Origin of the sequence: Mesorhizobium sp. B2-3-13 (genome assembly GCF_006442195.1) — a bacterium.
Classification (GTDB): domain Bacteria; phylum Pseudomonadota; class Alphaproteobacteria; order Rhizobiales; family Rhizobiaceae; genus Mesorhizobium; species Mesorhizobium salmacidum.
The window spans coordinates 97,502-116,926 of the sequence record NZ_VFVQ01000017.1; the positions used below are offsets into that span (position 1 = coordinate 97,502).

Here is a 19,425-nt window from a genome sequence, read left to right on the forward strand (position 1 = left end):
CGCCGGCGGAAGGTGCACCTGCCCGGCTGAAAGATCAATCGCGCAGCAATTCGTTGATCGAGGTCTTGGACCGGGTCCTGGCGTCGACCCGCTTGACGATGACGGCGCAGTAGAGGCCTGGGCCCGGTTCGTTGTTTGGAAACGCCTTGCCCGGCATCGATCCGGCGACGACAACGGAATTCGGCGGCACCTCGCCGTAGAAGACCTCGCCGGTGGCGCGGTCGACGATCTTGGTCGACTGGCCGATGAAGACGCCCATGCCGAGCACCGAGCCTTCGCGCACGATGCAGCCCTCGACCACTTCGGAACGCGCGCCGATGAAGCAATTGTCCTCGATGATGGTGGGGCCGGCCTGCATCGGCTCCAGCACGCCGCCGATGCCGACGCCGCCCGAAAGGTGGACATTCTTGCCTATCTGGGCACAGGAGCCGACCGAAGCCCAGGTATCGACCATGGTGCCGCTATCGACATAGGCGCCGACATTGACGAAGGACGGCATCAAGACGGCGCCGGGCGCGACATAGGCTGAACGGCGCACGATCGATGACGGCACGGCGCGGAAGCCCGCCTTCTCGAAATCGACGGCGCTCCAGCCGTCGAACTTGGACGCCACTTTGTCCCACCACACGGCCTCGCCGGGGCCGCCCTTGATGATCTCCATCGGATTGAGCCGGAAGGAGAGCAGCACGGCCTTCTTCAGCCACTGGTTGACGTGCCATTTGCCGTCGGCCTGCCGTTCGGCGACGCGGGCGGTGCCGCGGTCGAGTAGGTCGAGTGCCGACTGGATGGCGTCGCGCACCTCGCCGCGGGTCGCGGTCGAAATGGCGTCGCGTTCCTCAAAGGCCCTGTCGATGGTCTTTTCGAGGCTCGCCAGATCGGGCTTCGACATGAATTTGCTCCATTACCAAGCTGTTAAGGGGCTGCGCCTTAACCTGTTTAAAAGTCGCGCGGACCCTATGTTAAGGCTCAATGGGGGTCAATCGCGGCTGCGTCACGGGACGACGCAAGTAAAGGAATGGACGGGTGGATTCGATGACTCCCATGGAAAAGGCGGGATGGACGCCGCTGCCGCATTCGGACGAGGATCTGGAGCGGTCGAAAAGCGTGCCGGACACGCCGCAGACGCGGGCCGAAACCTACCGCCTGGCCTGGAACGATCCCGACTTCATGACGCGGCGCGAATTGCGAGCGGTCAGGCTGCAACTGGAACTGCTGAAGCCGGAAATGATCCTGGCCGAGCGCGGCATCCGTTCGACGGTGATCCTGTTCGGCGGCGCGCGCCTGCCCGAACCGGGCGGCGAGGCCTGGGCCGCCAAGAACGAGACGCAGAAGAAGAACCTCGAGGAAAACAGCAAATATTACGAAGAGGCGCGCAAATTCGCCCGCCTCTGCTCGCAGCAGTCGGCCACGTCATATTATCGCGAATATGTCGTGGTGACCGGCGGCGGGCCTGGCGTGATGGAGGCGGGAAACCGCGGCGCCGCCGATGTCGGCGCGCCGTCGATCGGGCTCAACATCGTGTTGCCGCACGAGCAGGCACCGAACCCCTATGTTACGCCGGAGCTCTGTTTCAACTTCCACTATTTTGCCATCCGCAAGATGCACTTCGTCATGCGCGCAAAGGCCGTGGCGGTGTTTCCCGGCGGCTTCGGCACGATGGACGAGTTCTTCGAGACGCTGACGCTGATCCAGACCGGGCGCATGGAGCGCGTGCCGGTGATCCTGTTCGGCAAATCCTTCTGGAAGCGGGCGATCGACCTCGACTTCCTCGCCGAGCAAGGCACCATCAGCCCGGGCGACCAGGACATCATCGATTTCGTCGACACAGCCGACGAAGCCTGGAGCATCATCAACCGCTTCTACAAGCTAGGGGAATAGGAATTGCGGGAGCAGGGAAATGAGGAACTGGGGAAATGAATAGGAACTGGGGCGTCCTGACCAATTCCTCAATCCCTCAATTCCTCACTCACTCACGATTATGGTCGTGAGGAACGTGGCGAGATCGTCGGTGACGAAATCGACGTCATCCTCGTTGGCCGGGTCGCGTTCCCAGATTTCCGAGAAGGTCGGCTCGAAATTGCGCGGCACCACGAGAACCGTGGTCATGCCAAGCGACTTCGGCACGGAAAGGTTGCGGGCGAGATCCTCGAACATCACCGCATTGTGGCCGGTGACGGCGTGCAGTTCTGCGAACTTCTCGTAGGTCTGGCGCGCCGGCTTGGGGTTGAGGCCGGCGGCGACGATATCGAAGATGTCATCGAAATGCTCGAGGATGCCGAGCTGGCGCGCGGTGCGCTCGGCGTGTCTGCGGTCGCCATTGGTGAAGATGAACTTGCGGCCGGGAAGCTGGCGGATGGCGGTGCCGAGAACGGGATCGGGCACCAGCCACGAATAATCGATGTCATGGACCTTCTCGAGGAAGTCGTCGGGATCGATGCCGTGGCGCGTCATCAGCCCGTTCAGCGTCGTGCCGTATTCGCGATACAGCTCCTTTTGCAGCTTGCGCGCCTCCTCGCGCGGCAGCGCCAGCAGTTCCCCGACATAGGCGGTCATCTTGACGTCGATCTGCGAGAACAGATTCGAGTGGTGCGGATAGAGCGTGTTGTCGAGGTCGAATACCCAGTCGGTGACATGGGCGAAGCGGGCGGGGTCGGGAAGCGTGGTCATGCGCTCCTTATGGCATGAAACAGGGATTCTGAAAGGGACTTTATCCACAACTTCTGCGCGTTGAAGTTGCAGAAATAGCCACACGATTCAAATTTTATGCATCCCGGAAAGATAGCCTTCAGGGCTTGCTGGCACAGAGACAGTCCTGTGGGGAGCCTGCGATGAACAGCATTATTCTCAAAGCCGCCGCCATCGCCTTCGCCTCCGTCGCGGCCTCTCTCCTGCTGACGTTGATCATCGTGCCAGCCATGGGATTCCCGGTCACCCGCACGATCTGGCTGACATCGACGCTCTGTCCGCTGGTCCTTGCCTGGACGGCATGCGCCGGCACGTTCTGGCAGAGCGACAGGCTGAAGAACGCCCATCGCGAACTTGCCCGTGCCCATGCCCAACTCGCCGCAGCGCACCGCCGCCTGGCGGAAAAGGCGAGCCGCGACGACATGACCGGCATGCTCAACCGGGAAAGCTTCTTTGCCGCGCTGGACGGCTCCCGGCGCAAGTCCGACCGCGGCGCGCTGCTGATCATCGACGCCGATCATTTCAAGACGATCAATGACAATTTCGGCCACCTGACCGGTGACGACGCGCTGCTGTTGATCGCCAGCGCCATCGAGCGCGGCGTGCGCAGCGGTGACGTGCTCGGCCGCATCGGCGGCGAGGAGTTCGGCGCGTTTTTGACCGGAGCCACGGAACAGGAGGCCAAGCGCGTTGCCGAACGGATCCGCCGCGAGGTCGAGTTGATCCGCTTCCGGCCTGTCGATGAACGGACCATCCCGTTGACGGTCAGCATAGGCGGCACCGTCTGCGGCGAGGATGTCAACGTATCGGAGCTGATGCGCGCCGCGGACCGGTGTCTCTACCAGGCCAAGCATGCGGGCCGCAACCTGACGATCCTGGGCACGGATATCTCGGCCGCCGCGTGACTGATCACTAATGCCCGTCGGCCGTCGCAACGAGGCAGGCGGCCACAGCACGGCGTCCTCAATGGTGGGCGCCAGGGTGAGGAACGCACCTTCGCTAGAGGCTTCGCGCGATCGCGCCTCGAGTAGGCAGACGCCAACTGTTTGCCGACGAAGCATGGCGCAAGAGCCAGCCCGGCGATGCCGGCGCCAATGATGGCGACCGGCAATGCCTCGGTGGCGGCGACAGCCATCATTACAGGCCGTAGACGGCGATGCGCATCAGTACGGCGGCGGCTGCCAGCGACACCAGCAGGATGCCGACGCCGATGGGCGAGCCCCAGCCATACCATTCCATCGCCAGCTTGGCATATTTGAACTCTTCCTCATGCGAGAGAGGCGCATGCCGTTGGATCGGGCTCATTTTCCACTCCTCGTTGGCGGCCGACCCTTGCCTATAGCAAGCCGCGGCCGCATATTGCTATAACAGTCTAAATGTTAGACGGATTGATAATTAGATGATCGAAACAAATTCGTCAAGCGGAGATCGCACCGAACTGGCGACCGCGATCGGCCTTGCCATCATGCAGTGGCAGGACGCGACGCAGGCCTATGACGAGGCGGTGGGGGCGAGACTCGGCCTCAACATGGCTGAGCGCCATTGCATTGGTTTGCTCCATGGCGGCCCGCAATCGGCCGGTGCGATCGCAGCCGCGACCGGGCTGACACCGGCCGCGGTGACGGCGCTGATCGATCGACTGGAGGCGCGCGGCCTGTTGACGCGCAAGCGCAGCCTCGAGGACAGGCGCAAGGTGGTCATCGAGGCAACGGAGGCAACACGGGAGCTGTCGTCGCGATATTACGGCGCCATCGCGCGGGAAGGCGAGAAGGTCATTGCCTCATTCAGCGACGCCGAGCTTGCCACCATTCGGCGCTTCGTCACCGCCGCGCTCGATCTGCAACGCGACCAGCTTGTGCGGCTGAAGGCCGAGGCGCCGCAACCGCGCCGATTTGAATCGTCAACCGCCTAGCGTTCCGATCGGCCGAAGCGCCGTTCGAGATAGGCTTGGCCGAATTCTAGCGCGATCGATAGGACCCAGTAGATCATCGAGGCGGTGATCAGCATCTCGATGTGACGGAACACCGTCTGACCCATCGTGCGGGCGAGATACATGATCTCCCAGACGCCGACGACCGATACCAGCGAGGAATCCTTCAACATGGCGATGAACTGGTTGCCGGTCGGCGGAATGATGACGCGCATGGCCTGCGGCAGGATGACCAGCGCCATGGTCTGGCCCGGACTCAGGCCGAGCGCCGTTGCGCCTTCGCTTTGGCCGCGCGGAATGCTTTCGATGCCGGCGCGGAAGATCTCGGTCATGTAGGCGCCATAACACAGCGACAGCGCCACGATGCCAGCCGGCACCGCGCCGATCACGTAGCCGACCTGCGGCAGGCCGAGATAGATGATGTAGATCTGCATCAGCAACGGCAGGCCACGAAACAGCGACGTGTAGAAGGTGGCCAGTCCGTAAACGATGCCGTTGCCAGTCAGTTTGGCGATGGCGCCGACCAGCGCGATCAAGGTCGCGATAAGGATCGAGATCGCCGAAATGTAAAGCGTCGTGGTGACGCCCTGGGTGATCAGGAAGCCGACCTTCCTGGCGATGAAGGCAAAGGAGAGGTCGAAGGAATAGAAGAACAGCATCAGCAGCGCGAACAGCTCGATCCAGACGCCGGCGATCTGCTGGCGTCGGGGCAGGAGCAGCAGCAGCTTGCAGTTCACCAGCACCAGGAGCGCGATCAACACGGCCGAGAGGGCGCGCGACAGGGCTGGGTTGGCATGCAACCAGTCGGATGCAAGCGGCATCAACGAGCCGATCCAGCTCGACTTGATTCCCATGGCGTAGAGGGCCGCGGCCAGCAGCGCCGGAAAAAGCGCCGCCGCCGCGTGGCGAACAAGCCCTGGATAGGAGAGCATCAGCCTGCCGATCATGCCGTCACCTTGTCCTTGGCGGTGGCGCGGCGTTCCCGCCACCAGTCCTGCGTCTGCAGTTTCCAGTAGGTGAGCTGCGCGGCGGCCAGGCCGGCGGCGCCGCCGGCCCAGCTCAGTCCGAACGGCGCGAACTGCCGGTACCGGTCGGAAACGCCCAGAATGCCCTCCGCGACAATTTTTCCGGCAATCGCCGTGGTGTTGAGGCCATGGCCACCGAAAGCGGTGCAGTACCAGACGCCTGAGCGCAGCTCTCCGATCTGGGGCATCAGATGCCGGGCGTAGGACATCAGCCCGGACCAGGCCAGCTCGGTCCTGAGACCGGCAAGCTGCGGGTAGGTGCCGACCATCTCACGGCGCAACTCGTGCGCCAGCGCGTCGGCGGAAGCGGCGCGCGTGGTGATGCGCCCGCCCCACAAAAGGCGATTGCCGCCCTCGACCAGGCGATAATAGTCACCGGCCCGCCTGTTGTCACCGACGGCATCCGTGGTGGCGACGGCTTGCGCAATGAGGCGGGGAGCCGCCTCGGAAACCATCACATAGGTCGCGATGGGCAGAAAGGCGCGGTAGAGCTGGCCGAACACCGGGCCGGTGTAGCCGCCGGTCGCGAGCACGATCTGGGGTGCCCGAAGCGTGCCCTGTCTGGTGCGAAGCATCTTTTGCGACCCCGAGAGATCGCATTCTACGACCTCCGAGCTTTCATGGATTTTGCCACCTAGGCGCTCGATCTCGTCAGCCAGGCAACGCAGATAGTTCAGCGGATGGATGTGAAAGGCGTTCGGGTCGCGCAGGCCCTGGTGGTAACGGACGGACTTCAGCACCGCACGGACGTCTTCTCTATCGAGATACTGAAGTTCATAGCCATGGTCGCGGGCCATCTGGTCGGCATAGGCCTTCAGCGCATCGCCGTCGTCATAGCGCAAGACGCTGAGCAGGCCGGCACGCGGCAGGGCGGCCGATATTCCGAGCGTCTCGATGGTGTCGCGCACGAATTCCACGCCTTCGATCGACAGCCGATGCAGGTCGCGCGCCGCCTCCCCGCCGACCCGTGCGGCGATATTGTCGCCGCCGGTGGCGAAGCCGGGCGTGACGAAACCGCCATTGCGGCCCGAAGCGCCGAACCCGACGACCTGGGCTTCCAGCACGGCGACGTGCAGTCCGGCGCGCGCCAGCTGCAGCGCCGTCGTCAGCCCGGCCAGTCCGGCGCCGACGACGGCCACGTCACATTGCGCCTCGCCTTGCAGCGGAGGCCTCGTCTTCCGGTCGGTCAGAGTGCGGGCGTAATAGGTGTCCGGATAGGCCATCGATGACTTTGCGGTGAGGGGCCTGCGTTTGGTGACGCCGCCGGCTGCCCAAGGACAGCCGGCGGAATGACTTTACTTGGCGCTGTAGTCCTTGCCGTACCACTTCGTGGTCAGCGCGGCGAGCGTGCCGTCCGTCTTCATCCCGGTGATGATGCCCGCGACCTTTGCGGTCCACTCGGGATCCTTCTTCTCGGCGATGACGACGAGCGGCTCGCGGAAGGCGTACTCGCCTTCCAGGATCTTCACGGGATAGCCGTTCTTGATGGCATTCTGCGCCGTCTGCTCCGGGGCGATCACGGCGTTCAGGCGCACGCCGTCGCCAAGCCGCAGGTCATCGAAGGGAAGCATGGAATCCGCATAGGTGCGGATCTCGCCCGGCTCGAGCTTGTATTCGATGGGAGCCAGGCCGGGTGCGTCGATTTCGAGCTTGCGGCGGATGAAATCCTCCGACGTGGTGGCCGTCTCGACGCCGATGATCTTGCCGTTCAGATCGGCGACCGATTTCGCGCCGCTGTCCTTGTGCAGGACGTAGACATAGGGGCTGTAATAATAGATGCCGACAAAGTCGATCACCTTGGAACGGGCTTTCGTCGGCGTGACCGACCCGACGCCGAGGTCGTAGCGTCCCTGCCAGCGCCCGCCGGTCAGCGTCGCCCAATCGGGCGTTTCGAACGAGACCTCGACGCCAAGCCGCTTGCCGATCTCGCGCGAGACATCGATGTCGAATCCGGCGAGTTCGTTGCTGTCGTTGAGAAAGCTCTGTGGTGGCCAGGCCGCGTTGGTGGCGATGACCATCGCCTTTTTCGACGTGACGCGGTCCAGGGTTTCCCCGGCCATGGCAGCCGTTGTGATCGCGAATGTCGCGGCGGCAAGAACGGCTAAATCGAGTAGCTTTTTCAAAGTTATCCCTCCCTTGTGGTTGAAACTGATAGGATGCTTGACGTCGGATCTCAGCGCTTTCAGCCACAGCTTCAACGTGGACCGGTTTCGGTTTGTGCCCACCACAGCCGAAGCTGGTTCCCCTGATGGACCGGCGTTTGTGACCCCAGACAGTCAGGTCGCAAAAGGAAGGGTTCTACCCGGCGAAATGCGGGATAATGACGATCGCGCAGTCATTGCGTGCCTTGAGACGGCAAAATGCCGGATATGTTCGCTTTGTTCCGTCCGCGCCGGCCCGTCTTCCGGATTGTCGCGGGGGCTGTTCAGCCGATAGGATCGCGCGGCGGGTGTGATGGTTGCAGCGCGGATCGAGCGAGAGGATTTGTTTGTGGAATTGACCGAGAAGGATCGTCAGCTGCTCGCGCTGATGCAGAAGAATGCGCGTGAGCCGGTCGCGTCACTGGCACGTCAGCTCGGCGTATCGCGGACAGCGTTGCAGGAGCGGATCCAGAAGCTGGAGGCCGGCGGCATCATCGAAGGCTATACCGTGCGGCTGACCAAGGCGGCGTCCCAGAACGCCGTCCACTGTTTCACGCTCGCCGCCCTGAACAACAAGAGCTATCCGGACGTCTCCAGAAAGATCAAGGCGATGCCTTCGATCCAGGCGGTCTACGCCATAACCGGCGAATGGGACCTGATCATCCACCTTGCCGCCGAGACGCTCGAGAAGCTGAACCGGGAGGTGAATGCGCTGAATGAAATCGGCGGCGTCATCAAAACCGCTTCCCATGTGGTGATGGAGACGAAGTTCAACCGGACCATCTACGCATTGTAGGAGGTGGCGGGATGTCCCGGCGGCGGAGGAGAACGCTCCGCCAGCCGGGGCCGCCATGCAGTCGGACTAGACCGTCGCCGGATCGAGCGCCGGCTGGCCCTTGCGGCGCGCGACGATCGCCTCGAAATCCGCGGTCTGGAAGGCATCGCGCAAGGCGTCGAAGGACGGCAACACGAAATAGGCGCGCTGGAATTTGTCGATCTCGTAGCCGGTGCGCATCACCGTCTCCAGGTCGAACGGCACATGGTGTGCCTCCGTGCTCTCGACCGCGAACTGCAACTCGGTAAACGATGACATCAGCCCGGCGCCAAACGCCTTCAGCGGCTGGCCAGCCTCCTGCATCAGGCCGTATTCCGCCGTGTACCAGTAGAGCCGGGTGATCATCTCGTCGCCGCCGAGCGCGATGATGTCGCCGGCCTTCTTGCCATACATCTGCATGAAGTCGGCGAACACCGGCTGCGACAGCACCGGCACATGGCCGAAGAAGTCATGGAACATGTCCGGCTCGACGATGTAATCGAGTTCCTGCCTGGTGCGCAGCCAGTTGGTGACCGGGAAGCGGCGGTTGGCGAGGTGATCGAAGAAGGGGGCGGCCGGAATGAGGCCGGGCACGGCGACTATTTCCCAGCCGGTCAGCTTGCGCAGCTTGGCGCTGACGTCCTCGAAATCGGGGATGCGATCGAGAAGGCCGAGCTTCTCGACGCCATCGAGGTAGGAGTGGTGGGCGAGCTTGCGCGTCAATTTGGTCTGGCGGTCGCACAGCGTGCGCCACACCGCCTGCTCCTCGGCCGAATAGTCATAACCCTGCGCCACGGTAAAATCGGCGCGACATACCGAGTAGTCACCACGCAACCCCTGCGCCGCGCAGTCGCGGGCATATTCGGCAACGCTCATCGTCGTCATGGTTTTTCTCCTCGCAAAGCATCAATGGCTAACGTACGCGGAGCGTAACCGGATCTGCCGAGGCAAATCGGTTTTGATGATGGACCCCTCGCCATATTCGGGATAACATTCACTCATAATCCGCATGAGAGGAGTAAAAATGCCTCAATTCGACGATTTCGAAATCAGGATGCTCGATGTCCTGCAACGCGACGGGCGCAAGCCCGTCTCCGAGCTGGCGCAGGAGATCGGCCTCTCCACCACGCCCTGCGCGCGGCGCTTCGAAGCGTTGCAGGAAGCCGGCATCATCAAGGGATTTGCCGCAATGATTAGCCGCCGCGCGGTCGGATTGATGGTCGAGGTGTTCATCCAGGTGCGCCTCGTTAGCCATAGCGACGGCTCGCCCGAAAGCTTCATCGCCGCGGTGCAGCGCATGGACGAGGTGTCGTCGTGCTGGACGATGACCGGCGACCATGACTTCCTGCTGCATGTCATGGTGCCGTCGGTCGACGAGCTCAACGCCTTCGTCATGCACCGGCTGATGCGGCTCGACGGCGTGCGCGACGTCCACACGCAACTGGTGCTGCAGAACATCAAGGGACCCGGCCACGTGCCGCTCGCGCATCTCAGACGCTGATGCTATTCCTCGTTTTTGCGGAAAAGCTGCAAGCAAACTGCTGAAACGGGCCAATCGGGCGGCACTATCGCCGGCCAGCATGCGCGGACCAACTCCCTGGAGGTCCGCCATGAACATCGTCCTGATCAATCCGCCGCACACAGCCATCGGCAGCCGCGTGCCTGACGATCATTTGCCGCCGCTTGGTCTTCTGGCGATCGGCGGCCCGCTGATCGACGCCGGCCACGAGGTGCGGCTCGTCGATGCCGAGTTCGGGCCGATGCCGCTCGCCTCGGTCGTCGCGGAAGCCCTGAAGGACTGCCCCGACTTCGTCCTGATCGGCCATTCCGGATCGACCTCGGCGCACCCGACCGCCTTGTTGATAGCGGGGATGATCAAGGCGCGCGAACCGGCGACGATCATCCTCTACGGCGGCGTGTTCCCGACCTATCACTGGCGCGACATCCTCGCCGAAACGGACGTTTTCGACTTCATCGTGTGCGGCGAGGGCGAGGCGACCGTGGTGGCGCTGGTCGAGGCGATGGAAATGCGCCAGCCGCCGGCAAGCGTTGCCGGCATCGCCTATCGCGACGATCTCAATCGTCCTTTCGCCACTCAAGCGGCGATGACCATCGCCGACCTCGACGCCTACCGCGTCGGTTGGGAACTGATCGACCACCGCAGATACAGTTACTGGGGCGGCAAGCGCGCCGTGGTCATGCAGTTTTCGCGCGGCTGCCCGCATCTGTGCAACTATTGCGGCCAGCGCGGTTTCTGGACCCGCTGGCGGCATCGCGACCCCGTCAAGTTCGCCAAGGAGATCGCCTGGCTGCACCGCCAGCACGGCGTCGAGCTGATCAACCTCGCCGACGAGAACCCGACCGTCTCGAAGAAGGCCTGGCGCGCTTTCCTGGAGGCGATGATCGCCGAGGACGTGCCGGTGCTGATCGTCGGTTCGACTCGCGCCGACGACATCGTGCGCGACGCCGACATGCTGCACCTTTACCGCAAGGCCGGCGTCATCCGCTGGTTGCTCGGGATGGAAAACACCGACGAGCAGACCTTGCAATTGATCCGCAAGGGCGGCAGCACTTCGTCCGATCGCGAGGCGATACGGCTGCTGCGAAGGCACGGCATCCTGTCGATGGCGACCTGGGTGGCCGGCTTCGAGGATGAGGGGTTCCGCGATCTCTGGCGCGGCTTTCGCCAACTCATCGCTTATGACCCGGACCAGATCCAGGCGCTCTATGTGACGCCGCATCGGTGGACGCCGTTCTTCCGCATCGCTCGCGACCGCAGGATCATCCAAAGGGACGCCCGCCTGTGGGACTACAAGCACCAGGTGCTGCACATGAGCCGGCTCAAGCCGTGGATGCTGTTCTTTTCGGTCAAGCTGATCGAACTGGCGGTGCAGTCGCGGCCGAAGGCGCTGGCGCGCATCCTGTTCCATCCCGACCCCGAGCAGCGGCATTCGATGCGCTGGTACACAAAAATGGGCCGCCGCGTCTGGTTCCGCGAAGTCTGGGGTTTTCTGGTGACAGACCACCGGGTGAAAGGCGGCCCGACGCTAGCCGAATTCTGGGGCGCGCCGCAGGACGCCGAGGAGGAATCGATGGTCTTCCAGCGTCCGTCGAAGAGACCTGCAACGGTGCCTGCCGCCGTGCTGCATGTGGCGCCCGAGCAGCGTGCCTTTCGCATCTCGCCGCCGCCGGCCTGACCCGTCCCGCCTGGCCGCCAGCGGTGCACGCGCTAATTTCCAGCGATCGGACGATGGTGACTGGCAGGAGGAAGCGATGGACCTTGTCACGCATAAGAAGATGAAAGGCGGCCGGCTTATGCCTTGGGGCAAAGGCACCGTCGTGACCGGCGCCAAGGGATATGTCTTCCTTGCCGGCAATACGGGCACGGCAGAGAACTATGACCCGTCGAGCGGCAAGGGTGGCGCCGTTGGCGACGCGGCGACGCAATGGCGATCCATATTGGAGAACATCAAATCGGACCTGGAAGAACTCGGCAGTTCGCTCGAATATCTCGTCAAGATCACACAGTACGTCAAAGGGCCGTTTCCAGACGGCGGCGCGCTGAGCTCGCCCAACTTCCGGCTGGACGTCATGGACGAATTCTTCGCCGAGCACTGCCCGAAGCACTGCAGCTACAACAATCCGCCGCCATCGGAAGTGATCGGGGTTGCAGCACTTGCGCATCCCGATCTCGTCATCGAGATCGTGGCCGTCGCCGCTCTGCCGGACTGAGGACGCCAGGCGCCGAAGGGCAAAATATCAGGGCACGATCAGTGTGCCGGCGCCGTGTTCGGTGAAAAGTTCCAGCAGCACCGAATGCGGCGTCTTGCCGTTGAGGATGACGACGCCTTCGACGCCGCGCTCAATGGCCTCGATGCAGGTCTCGACCTTTGGGATCATGCCGCCCGAGACCGTGCCGTCCTTGATCAGCGCCCTGGCCTCGGCGACCGTCAGCTCGTCGATCAGCTTCTTGTCCTTGTCGAGCACGCCCGGCACGTCGGTGAGGAACAGGAGGCGCGAGGCCTTGCAGGCACCGGCAATGGCGCCGGCGAAAGTGTCGGCGTTGATGTTGTAGGTGTGGCCGTCGCGGCCGGGCGCCACCGGCGCCAGCACCGGGATCATTTCGGAGCGTGCCAGAAGGTCGAGCAACGTACGGTCGACCTCGACCGGTTCACCGACGAAGCCGAGATCGAGCACCCGCTCGATGTTGGAATCGGGGTCGATCATGGTCTTGCGCGCCTTTTCGGCGAACACCATGTTGCCGTCCTTGCCGCACAGGCCGATCGCCCATTCGCCCTCGGCATTGATCAGCGCGACGATCTCCTTGTTGATCGAACCGGCCAGCACCATCTCGACGATCTCGACCGTCTTCTGGTCGGTGACGCGCAGGCCGCCCTCGAATTTGGATTCGATCCCCATCTTGGCCAGCATGGCGCCGATCTGCGGGCCGCCGCCATGGACGACGATCGGGTTGACGCCGGATTGCTTCAGCAGCGCGATGTCGCGCGCGAAGGCCTTGCCGAGTTCGAGATCACCCATGGCATGGCCGCCATATTTCACCACGACCGTCTTGTGCTCGTAGCGCTGCATGTAGGGCAGCGCGCGCGACAAGAGGGCGGCCTGCATTTCGGCGGTGGCGGCGACGTCCGTCATCGGCGTGGTTCCCTGGCTTCTGGTTCTATGCATGTCGTTGTCCCAAACCGCTGGGCACTTTTGGGCGACATGCATCAGGTGGAGACGGCGGCGTCTTAGCGGCAATTGACGCGAGCCGCAAATGGCATTGCTGTCATATTCGAGCGGTTCACGATGTCGTCATTATGACGGCACCATCAGCGGCGCCCGCCGTGTCAGCCAGCCCGAGATTTTCTCCATCTGCGCGGCGAGCGACAAAAGCGTTTCCTCGTCACCCGGGCGGCCGGCGGCCTGGATGCCGAGCGGCAGGCCGGCATCCGTGACATGGACGGGGAGCGCGATCGACGGCTGGCCGCTGACATTGTGGATCGCGGGCCAATGCGTGAACCAAAGGCTCTTGTCCATCAACTGGCCGAACAGAGGTTTGATCTTGAGCAAGGAGGTGAGGTGAAGCTTGTCGAGCAGGTTTTCGATCAGTTCATCGGCGCTTTTGGGATCCATGGCACCGCAGGCGAGCGGCGGGTGCGCGATGACAGGCATCAGCACCGCATCATAGCGCGCGGTCTCCTCGATCAGTTGCCGCGAGGCGGCGTGCAGCCGCTGCAGGCCGGCATAGGTCTCGCCGGCCGAGACCATTTCGCCCAACCGGCCGAGCACCCGCGTGGCGCGCTCTATGTCGCCCGTCACGGAACGGCCGACGCGCAGCGCTTCGGACCGCAACGAGCCGGCGACGGCGGAGGCGACCGTGGTGCAGAAGTCGGCGAAGAAATCACGGCCGATGAAGGGCAGCTCGATCTCCTCGACCGAATGGCCGCCTTCACGGGCGAGCGCCACGGCAATGTCGAGCGCCCTGAGCGTCTCGGCCGAAATCGGCAGGCCAAGCGGCGACTTGCGGTACACCGCCAGCCTGAGCTTGCCGGGATCGCGCGCGGCAGCCGCAGCGAATGTGCCCTTTGGCGGCAGCGCGGCATAAGGCGCCAGCGTGTCTGGACCATGGGTGAGGTCGAGCAGCAGTGCGCAGTCGCGCACCGAGCGGGTGACGGCGTGATCGACGACCATGCCGTACCAGCTTTCGCTCACCAGCGGCGACAGCGGGATGCGGCCGCGCGAGGTCTTGAGGCCGACAAGCCCGCTGCAGGCCGACGGCACGCGGATCGAGCCGCCGCCATCCGAGGCGTGCGCCACCGGCACGACGCCGGCGGCGACCAGCGCTGCCGAACCGCCCGACGAGCCGCCGGTGGTGTGGCCGGTATTCCAGGGATTGCGGGTGATGCCGAAGGCTTTGGATTCGGTCATCAGCCGCAGCCCGTGCTCGGGCGACGTCGAGGTGACGATCGGGATCAGCCCGGCCGCGAGATAGCGCTCGGTCATCACCGAGTTGAAATCGGGCACCCAGGCCGGAATGCGGCTGCCGCCATGCGACGGCACCCCTTTGATGGCGATGCCGAGATCCTTGATGGCAAAGGGCACGCCGGCCAGCGGCAAGGAACGGTCGATGCTCTTCGCGCGGGTCCGTGCGGACTCATAGAGCGGCTCTGCCGTTGCATTGATTTCGGGGCGGGTGGCCTCGGCACGGGCGATCGCCGCCTCGGTCAACTCGATCGCCGACAGTTCACCCTTGCGCACCAGACCGGCAAGACCGGTTGCGTCTTCTTCCCACAGGATCCGTTCGACCGACATGCGCGCTCCCCCCACGTCCGCCAAGCTAGCCAGCGGCGATTCCCTTGGCAATCCAGGCCAATAGTGTCTCAGTTTGGAATTTGAGCGGCGACTTTTTGTAAGACGGCTATCTTCTAGCGGTGGGAGGGGGAGCAATCGCCCCCGGAACGATGTCGGTGTTCTGGGCAACCTTTATCCGCCAGCCCGATTGTTCTTCCTTCACAACCAGAAGCAGAATGCCTTCTCGTGTTCCGGCGGATGAGCCGTCCGGAGTGGATGCGCCGGTCAGGATCCATGTATAGTGCACGGATGCAAGGCCGGAGGATAATTCAACAACCGACGAGATAACACCCTCCAATCGGCTGTCACGAAAGATGGTTTCATGAGTTGCGCGGTGCGCCCTTTCGATCTCGGTGCGGTTCTTCCACCGGATGCCCACGACATTGACAAAATTAGCGTCGTCGGCAAACAACGCTGCGAAGTCGTCCATGTCATGTCTGTTCCAAGCATCGGCAAAGGCAGGTGCGACATCCTCAGGTTTGGCGACCACCAACCCCATGACAAATCTCCGTTGCTTTCCGCTAAAAGCCTAGCATGTCGGGGTCATCGCCTCAAATGCGATTGCCAATTTTGAATTTCAAACTGGGACACTGCCCCGAGGCACGTGTGCGGACGCCCAAACTTTAGGGGCGCGGAATATTTCCGTCGTTGCAAATACAACGCTTTTGCCTAATTTGGCGCGCATGACGCCGCAGGACATCACTAAGCTGATCGTCCGGACTTCGATGAAGGATCGGGCCGCATTCGACCTGCTCTACCGGCAGACCAGTGCGAAACTTTTCGGCGTTTGCCTTCGTGTATTGAACGACCGGGGAGATGCGGAAGAAGCGCTGCAGGAAGTCTTCGTCAAGATTTGGACGAAGGCGGACCGTTTTGCTGTCTCCGATCTGAGCCCGATCTCCTGGCTGGTGGCAATAGCGCGCAATCATGCGATCGATCGCATCAGGGCGCGGCGCAAGCCTGCCGTCGATATAGATGCCGCGCTCGAGGTGGCCGATCCGGCGCCGGGACCTGAAGCGATGGCGGTGGCGGGCGATGAATTCGGACGCATCCACCACTGTCTCGATGAATTGGAAACGGACCGTGCGGCGGCCGTCCGCGGTGCTTACCTCAAGGGCGAAAGCTATGCCGAACTGGCGGAACGCCACGGCGTGCCGTTGAATACGATGCGTACCTGGCTGCGCCGCAGCCTGATGAAACTCAGAGAATGTCTGGAAAGATGACGCTGGCAGAGGACAACGGACCGGAACGTGGGGGCGACGACCTGTTCGCCGCCGAATACGTTCTTGGCGTACTGTCGGCGGAAGAGCGGCAGATAGCATCCAGGCGCATCGATTCCGAAGCCGATTTCGCGCGGCTCGTCGACGATTGGGAAGTTCGCCTGTCGTCGCTGGCCGCAGCCTATCCGGAAATCGAGCCGCCGGCTTCGGTGAAGCCGGCGATCGATCGCCGGCTGTTCTCGTCGACATCGGCTACGTCACCTCAAGCACCCGCCGGCCTGTGGTCCAGCCTCGCCTTCTGGCGCGGCCTTGCGGCGGCGGCTGTCGCTGCTCTGGCGCTCTACATCGCCGTCCCCTACCTCAACCCACCGGCCGCACAGCCGCAGACGCGCCTTGTCGCCTCGCTTGCGGCCGAGGGCAGCGACGTCAAATATCTGGCCGTCTACGACGCTGCCCGCCACGATGTCGGTCTCTCTCTCGTCTCCGGCGAGCGCGCCGCCGGCAAGGACTTCGAGCTGTGGATGATCGAGGGCAAGAATGCTCCGGTCTCGATGGGCGTCATCGCGGCCGGCCAGACCGCGCATGTGACCGTTGCGCCGGCGGTGCAGCAGAAACTCGCGCGGGGCGCCGTGCTGGCCGTCAGCCTTGAGCCTGCCGGAGGCTCGCCGACCGGCCAGCCGACCGGCCCCGTCGTCGCCGCAGGCGATTTGAAGGGCATCTGATCGACCCGTTCGGACAGGATTCTGCTCCCGAAAACGTGATGGAGCCGAAAATGTAACAAGGAGCTTGCCGCGGACGAACCCGCTGCAAGAGCCCTCCGTCGATCGCGTCGTCTCGCTCCCCTGCTCCGCAATCGACACGAATGCTCCCTGCCGCCCACGGTCAACCGTGTACGGCGCGGAGTCTCGTTTTGGGGGCAACCGTCACCGGCTTTTGACTTTCGGGCGGCGGCATAGTTTGGCAAAACAGACGACAGGAGGAACTGGTCATGAACCGTCGCGACTTTCTTTTGAGTGGTGCCGCCGCTATCGGCGTCCTAGGGGCCGCGGCAACGATGCTGCGCATGGGCAGCCCGCAGGCCGCACAAGCCGCCGAGAAATTCGAGATCACCAAGACAGACGACGAATGGAAAGCCATCCTGTCGCCGGCCGCCTTCGACGTGCTGCGCAAGGAAGGCACGGAGTATCCAGGCACCAGCCCGCTGCTCAACGAACACCGCAAGGGCATCTTCGCCTGCGCCGGCTGCGACCTGCCGGTCTACCCATCGGAGACGAAATTCGATTCCGGCACCGGCTGGCCGAGCTTCTGGCAGGAGATCGCCAATGGCATCGGCAAGACCGAGGACCGGTCGCTGGGCATGACCCGCACCGAAGTGCATTGCCGCCGCTGCGGCGGCCATCTCGGCCATGTCTTCGACGACGGTCCGGCGCCGACCGGCTTGCGCCACTGCATCAATGGCGTGGCGCTGACCTTCAAGCCGGCGACCGCCTGACGATATCAAGGCAATAAAAAACTCCGGGCTTTGCGGCCCGGAGTTTTTTGCGTGGTCAGAGCTTTTCGGGCGTGGACTGGAGGAGCTTCCCGAAACCGCTGCCCACTTTTTCTTTGCTTCAGTGCCCGCCGCCGCCACCACCGGGCGCGCCCGGCTTCCTGATCAGCATGGTGAAGAAGCCCAGCGTCCCGAACAGTACGGTCAGCAGATAGAACACATCCATGAAAGACAGGAGCGCCGCCTGCTGGTGGACCATGCCCGACAGCTTGGAGATCGCCGCGCTTGTGGCATCCAGGCCGGTGGTCTGCTCGAAATTGAGCGTCATGTTCTGCAGCTTGGTCTGCGCGGCGGCACTGCCCCACTGCACATGCTCGGAGAGCCGGGCATAGTGGAAGGCATTGCGATCGATCAGCACGGTGTTGATGATGGCAAGACCGACCGCGCCGCCAAGGTTGCGGGTGAGGTTGAACAGTCCGGACGCGTTCTTCAACCGGTCCGGCGGCAAGGTGCCGAGTGCGATATTGTTGATCGGCACCATGCACAGCATCATCGAGCAGCCGCGCAGGATCTGCGGGATGAGCAGCTCGTAAAAGTCCCAGTCGGCGGTCAGATGCGTCATCCACCAGGTGCCGGTGGCGAAGCCGAACAGGCCGATCATCATCATCAGCCGCAGATCCATCTTGCTCGACAGGATGCCGGAGATGGGCGCGGTGAAGAACATGGCCAGACCGCTGACGAACAGCGCTTCGCCGATCATCATCGAATCGTAGCCGCGGATGCGTCCGAGGAAGACCGGGTAGAGATAGGTCAGGCCATAGAGGCCGATGCCGATGACGAAGGAAAACAGCGAGCCGAAGGCGAAATTGATGTTGCTGAAGGCTTTGAGGTCGACGATCGGTTCCTCGGCCGTGAAGACACGCCAGAAAAAGATCACCGCGCCGATGGTCATGACGATGGCGCAGATGAACACGGCCTGGTCCTGCAGCCAGTCGTTGTTCGGACCCTCCTCGAGCACATATTCCATGCAGCCGAGGAAGGCGGCCATGCCGGCGAGGCCCCACCAGTCGAACTTCGAGAACAGCTTGAGATTGGGCTTGTCGAAATCGATCAGCGACCAGGCCGCGGTCGCGACCAGAATGCCGGGCACGACATTGACCAGGAACAGCCAGTGCCATGAAAAGGCGTGGCTGATATAGCCGCCGACGGTCGGGCCGATGGTCGGCGCCAGCGTCGCCACTAGGCCGATCATCGGCGAGACGATGGCGCGGCGCGAGGGTGGGAAGATGGTGAAGGCCGCCGCAAAGACACTCGGGATCATGCCGCCACCGATGAAACCCTGCACGGCGCGGTAGACGATCATCTGGTCGATGTTGGTGGCGGTCGCGGCAAGGGCGCTGGCCGCGGTGAAGCCGGCGGCCGCGACGGTGAACAGCACGCGCGTGGACAGCATCCGGCTGAGGAAGCCCGACAGCGGGATCATGACCACCTCGGCGATCAGATAGGCCGTCTGCACCCACGGTATCTCGTCGGAGCTGGCGCTGAGGCCGGCCTGGATCTCGGCCAGCGAGGCCGAGACGATCTGGATATCCAGGATCGCCATGAACATGCCGAACACCATCGCCAGGAAGGCGATGACGCGTCGGGTCGAGATGGTGTCGGGCGCGGCCGGTATCGCCGGCGGCGATCCTGCGGTGATGGTTGCGGTTGCCATGTCCTGAGCCTCCTTGAGGCAGGCCGGGCGGCTCGGTGCTTCAATCAGCCACCAAG

21 protein-coding genes are annotated in these 19,425 nt (G+C 63.3%); 10 read left to right on the top strand and 11 right to left on the bottom strand.

Features of this window, described 5'->3' with window-relative positions; genetic code table 11:
• Window positions 1-34: 34 nt before the first annotated feature.
• Window positions 35-889 carry a 2,3,4,5-tetrahydropyridine-2,6-dicarboxylate N-succinyltransferase gene (dapD, locus tag FJ941_RS20420; protein ID WP_140508383.1) on the bottom strand — a complete coding sequence of 285 codons (855 nt, stop codon included), beginning with the start codon at window positions 887-889 and terminating at the stop codon, window positions 35-37.
• 143 nt (window positions 890-1,032) lie between these two features.
• Between dapD and FJ941_RS20425 the strand changes: the two genes are divergently transcribed.
• Window positions 1,033-1,878 carry an LOG family protein gene (locus FJ941_RS20425; RefSeq protein WP_140508385.1) on the top strand — a complete coding sequence of 282 codons (846 nt, stop codon included), beginning with the start codon at window positions 1,033-1,035 and terminating at the stop codon, window positions 1,876-1,878.
• 84 nt (window positions 1,879-1,962) lie between these two features.
• Here the strand turns inward: FJ941_RS20425 and FJ941_RS20430 are convergent, their stop codons facing one another.
• Window positions 1,963-2,667, bottom strand: coding sequence for a pyrimidine 5'-nucleotidase (locus FJ941_RS20430; RefSeq protein WP_140508386.1), 705 nt, complete (start codon window positions 2,665-2,667; stop codon window positions 1,963-1,965).
• Between the two features lie 161 nt (window positions 2,668-2,828).
• Between FJ941_RS20430 and FJ941_RS20435 the strand changes: the two genes are divergently transcribed.
• Window positions 2,829-3,590, top strand: coding sequence for a GGDEF domain-containing protein (locus tag FJ941_RS20435; protein ID WP_140508388.1), 762 nt, complete (start codon window positions 2,829-2,831; stop codon window positions 3,588-3,590).
• A 232-nt stretch (window positions 3,591-3,822) separates the two neighbouring features.
• Here the strand turns inward: FJ941_RS20435 and FJ941_RS29040 are convergent, their stop codons facing one another.
• Complete coding sequence (locus tag FJ941_RS29040) at window positions 3,823-3,990, bottom strand: hypothetical protein (RefSeq protein WP_181169890.1); 168 nt, start codon at window positions 3,988-3,990, stop codon at window positions 3,823-3,825.
• A gap of 94 nt (window positions 3,991-4,084) precedes the next feature.
• Between FJ941_RS29040 and FJ941_RS20440 the strand changes: the two genes are divergently transcribed.
• Window positions 4,085-4,597 carry a MarR family transcriptional regulator gene (locus tag FJ941_RS20440; RefSeq protein ID WP_140508390.1) on the top strand — a complete coding sequence of 171 codons (513 nt, stop codon included), beginning with the start codon at window positions 4,085-4,087 and terminating at the stop codon, window positions 4,595-4,597.
• On the opposite strand, the gene FJ941_RS20445 is transcribed toward FJ941_RS20440, so the two are convergent.
• From FJ941_RS20445 to FJ941_RS20455, 3 genes are all read right to left on the bottom strand, one after another.
• On the bottom strand, window positions 4,594-5,562 hold the full coding sequence (locus FJ941_RS20445; RefSeq protein WP_140508391.1) for an amino acid ABC transporter permease: 969 nt from the start codon (window positions 5,560-5,562) through the stop codon (window positions 4,594-4,596). The two genes, FJ941_RS20440 and FJ941_RS20445, sit on opposite strands and share 4 nt — an antisense overlap.
• Window positions 5,559-6,863, bottom strand: coding sequence for an FAD-binding oxidoreductase (locus FJ941_RS20450; protein WP_140508393.1), 1,305 nt, complete (start codon window positions 6,861-6,863; stop codon window positions 5,559-5,561). Before FJ941_RS20450 ends, FJ941_RS20445 begins: the two co-directional genes overlap by 4 nt.
• Before the next feature lie 72 nt (window positions 6,864-6,935).
• Window positions 6,936-7,700, bottom strand: a complete 765-nt coding sequence (locus FJ941_RS20455; RefSeq protein WP_245262126.1) for a transporter substrate-binding domain-containing protein — start codon at window positions 7,698-7,700, stop codon at window positions 6,936-6,938.
• Between the two features lie 430 nt (window positions 7,701-8,130).
• On the opposite strand from FJ941_RS20455, the gene FJ941_RS20460 reads away from it, so the two are divergent.
• Window positions 8,131-8,577, top strand: a complete 447-nt coding sequence (locus FJ941_RS20460; RefSeq protein WP_246673902.1) for an Lrp/AsnC family transcriptional regulator — start codon at window positions 8,131-8,133, stop codon at window positions 8,575-8,577.
• Window positions 8,578-8,643: 66 nt separating this feature from the next.
• Here the strand turns inward: FJ941_RS20460 and phhA are convergent, their stop codons facing one another.
• The gene (gene phhA / locus FJ941_RS20465; RefSeq protein WP_140508396.1) at window positions 8,644-9,480 is read right to left on the bottom strand and encodes a phenylalanine 4-monooxygenase; all 837 of its coding nucleotides are present in this window, start codon (window positions 9,478-9,480) and stop codon (window positions 8,644-8,646) included.
• A gap of 139 nt (window positions 9,481-9,619) precedes the next feature.
• Here phhA and FJ941_RS20470 point away from each other — a divergent pair, with 139 nt between their 5' ends.
• From FJ941_RS20470 to FJ941_RS20480, 3 genes are all read left to right on the top strand, one after another.
• The gene (locus tag FJ941_RS20470; RefSeq protein ID WP_027143838.1) at window positions 9,620-10,096 is read left to right on the top strand and encodes an Lrp/AsnC family transcriptional regulator; all 477 of its coding nucleotides are present in this window, start codon (window positions 9,620-9,622) and stop codon (window positions 10,094-10,096) included.
• A gap of 109 nt (window positions 10,097-10,205) precedes the next feature.
• Complete coding sequence (bchE, locus tag FJ941_RS20475; RefSeq protein WP_140508398.1) at window positions 10,206-11,792, top strand: magnesium-protoporphyrin IX monomethyl ester anaerobic oxidative cyclase; 1,587 nt, start codon at window positions 10,206-10,208, stop codon at window positions 11,790-11,792.
• A gap of 76 nt (window positions 11,793-11,868) precedes the next feature.
• Complete coding sequence (locus tag FJ941_RS20480; RefSeq protein WP_140508400.1) at window positions 11,869-12,327, top strand: RidA family protein; 459 nt, start codon at window positions 11,869-11,871, stop codon at window positions 12,325-12,327.
• 27 nt (window positions 12,328-12,354) lie between these two features.
• Here the strand turns inward: FJ941_RS20480 and argB are convergent, their stop codons facing one another.
• The 3 genes from argB to FJ941_RS20495 all read right to left on the bottom strand — a co-directional run bounded on the left by argB (window position 12,355) and on the right by FJ941_RS20495 (window position 15,445).
• A complete protein-coding gene (gene argB, locus FJ941_RS20485) occupies window positions 12,355-13,248 on the bottom strand; it encodes an acetylglutamate kinase (RefSeq protein ID WP_027143840.1) in 894 nt (297 codons plus the stop codon).
• 162 nt (window positions 13,249-13,410) lie between these two features.
• The gene (locus FJ941_RS20490; RefSeq protein ID WP_140508401.1) at window positions 13,411-14,907 is read right to left on the bottom strand and encodes an amidase; all 1,497 of its coding nucleotides are present in this window, start codon (window positions 14,905-14,907) and stop codon (window positions 13,411-13,413) included.
• Between the two features lie 106 nt (window positions 14,908-15,013).
• Entirely contained in the window at window positions 15,014-15,445 is a 432-nt protein-coding gene (locus FJ941_RS20495) for an SgcJ/EcaC family oxidoreductase (RefSeq protein ID WP_140508403.1), read from the bottom strand.
• Window positions 15,446-15,629: 184 nt separating this feature from the next.
• On the opposite strand from FJ941_RS20495, the gene FJ941_RS20500 reads away from it, so the two are divergent.
• The 3 genes from FJ941_RS20500 (at window position 15,630) to msrB (ending at window position 17,658) form a co-directional block, all read left to right on the top strand.
• Window positions 15,630-16,169 (top strand): sigma-70 family RNA polymerase sigma factor, encoded by a 540-nt coding sequence (locus tag FJ941_RS20500; protein ID WP_027143843.1) that lies wholly within the window; start codon window positions 15,630-15,632, stop codon window positions 16,167-16,169.
• Window positions 16,166-16,888, top strand: coding sequence for an anti-sigma factor (locus tag FJ941_RS20505; RefSeq protein WP_140508442.1), 723 nt, complete (start codon window positions 16,166-16,168; stop codon window positions 16,886-16,888). Before FJ941_RS20500 ends, FJ941_RS20505 begins: the two co-directional genes overlap by 4 nt.
• Before the next feature lie 266 nt (window positions 16,889-17,154).
• Window positions 17,155-17,658 (top strand): peptide-methionine (R)-S-oxide reductase MsrB, encoded by a 504-nt coding sequence (msrB, locus tag FJ941_RS20510; RefSeq protein WP_140508404.1) that lies wholly within the window; start codon window positions 17,155-17,157, stop codon window positions 17,656-17,658.
• A 118-nt stretch (window positions 17,659-17,776) separates the two neighbouring features.
• Here msrB and FJ941_RS20515 read toward each other — a convergent pair whose 3' ends face one another.
• Window positions 17,777-19,369: a DHA2 family efflux MFS transporter permease subunit gene (locus tag FJ941_RS20515; protein WP_140508406.1), complete on the bottom strand. Its 1,593-nt coding sequence runs from the start codon at window positions 19,367-19,369 to the stop codon at window positions 17,777-17,779.
• Window positions 19,370-19,425: the final 56 nt, after the last annotated feature.

Excerpts from the sequence above, each read along its gene's own strand:
- FJ941_RS20455 (WP_245262126.1), bottom strand. The coding sequence starts at position 7,700 with ATGGCCGGGGAAACCCTGGACCGCGTCACGTCGAAAAAGGCGATGGTC.
- FJ941_RS20425 (WP_140508385.1), top strand. The coding sequence starts at position 1,033 with ATGACTCCCATGGAAAAGGCGGGATGGACGCCGCTGCCGCATTCGGAC.
- phhA (WP_140508396.1), bottom strand. The coding sequence starts at position 9,480 with ATGACGACGATGAGCGTTGCCGAATATGCCCGCGACTGCGCGGCGCAG.
- msrB (WP_140508404.1), top strand. The coding sequence starts at position 17,155 with ATGAACCGTCGCGACTTTCTTTTGAGTGGTGCCGCCGCTATCGGCGTC.
- bchE (WP_140508398.1), top strand. The coding sequence starts at position 10,206 with ATGAACATCGTCCTGATCAATCCGCCGCACACAGCCATCGGCAGCCGC.
- FJ941_RS20495 (WP_140508403.1), bottom strand. The coding sequence starts at position 15,445 with ATGGGGTTGGTGGTCGCCAAACCTGAGGATGTCGCACCTGCCTTTGCC.
- dapD (WP_140508383.1), bottom strand. The coding sequence starts at position 889 with ATGTCGAAGCCCGATCTGGCGAGCCTCGAAAAGACCATCGACAGGGCC.
- FJ941_RS20480 (WP_140508400.1), top strand. The coding sequence starts at position 11,869 with ATGGACCTTGTCACGCATAAGAAGATGAAAGGCGGCCGGCTTATGCCT.
- FJ941_RS20470 (WP_027143838.1), top strand. The coding sequence starts at position 9,620 with ATGCCTCAATTCGACGATTTCGAAATCAGGATGCTCGATGTCCTGCAA.
- FJ941_RS20505 (WP_140508442.1), top strand. The coding sequence starts at position 16,166 with ATGACGCTGGCAGAGGACAACGGACCGGAACGTGGGGGCGACGACCTG.
- FJ941_RS20430 (WP_140508386.1), bottom strand. The coding sequence starts at position 2,667 with ATGACCACGCTTCCCGACCCCGCCCGCTTCGCCCATGTCACCGACTGG.
- FJ941_RS20445 (WP_140508391.1), bottom strand. The coding sequence starts at position 5,562 with ATGATCGGCAGGCTGATGCTCTCCTATCCAGGGCTTGTTCGCCACGCG.
- FJ941_RS20450 (WP_140508393.1), bottom strand. The coding sequence starts at position 6,863 with ATGGCCTATCCGGACACCTATTACGCCCGCACTCTGACCGACCGGAAG.
- FJ941_RS20435 (WP_140508388.1), top strand. The coding sequence starts at position 2,829 with ATGAACAGCATTATTCTCAAAGCCGCCGCCATCGCCTTCGCCTCCGTC.
- FJ941_RS20500 (WP_027143843.1), top strand. The coding sequence starts at position 15,630 with ATGACGCCGCAGGACATCACTAAGCTGATCGTCCGGACTTCGATGAAG.
- FJ941_RS20490 (WP_140508401.1), bottom strand. The coding sequence starts at position 14,907 with ATGTCGGTCGAACGGATCCTGTGGGAAGAAGACGCAACCGGTCTTGCC.
- FJ941_RS20515 (WP_140508406.1), bottom strand. The coding sequence starts at position 19,369 with ATGGCAACCGCAACCATCACCGCAGGATCGCCGCCGGCGATACCGGCC.
- argB (WP_027143840.1), bottom strand. The coding sequence starts at position 13,248 with ATGACGGACGTCGCCGCCACCGCCGAAATGCAGGCCGCCCTCTTGTCG.
- FJ941_RS29040 (WP_181169890.1), bottom strand. The coding sequence starts at position 3,990 with ATGAGCCCGATCCAACGGCATGCGCCTCTCTCGCATGAGGAAGAGTTC.
- FJ941_RS20440 (WP_140508390.1), top strand. The coding sequence starts at position 4,085 with ATGATCGAAACAAATTCGTCAAGCGGAGATCGCACCGAACTGGCGACC.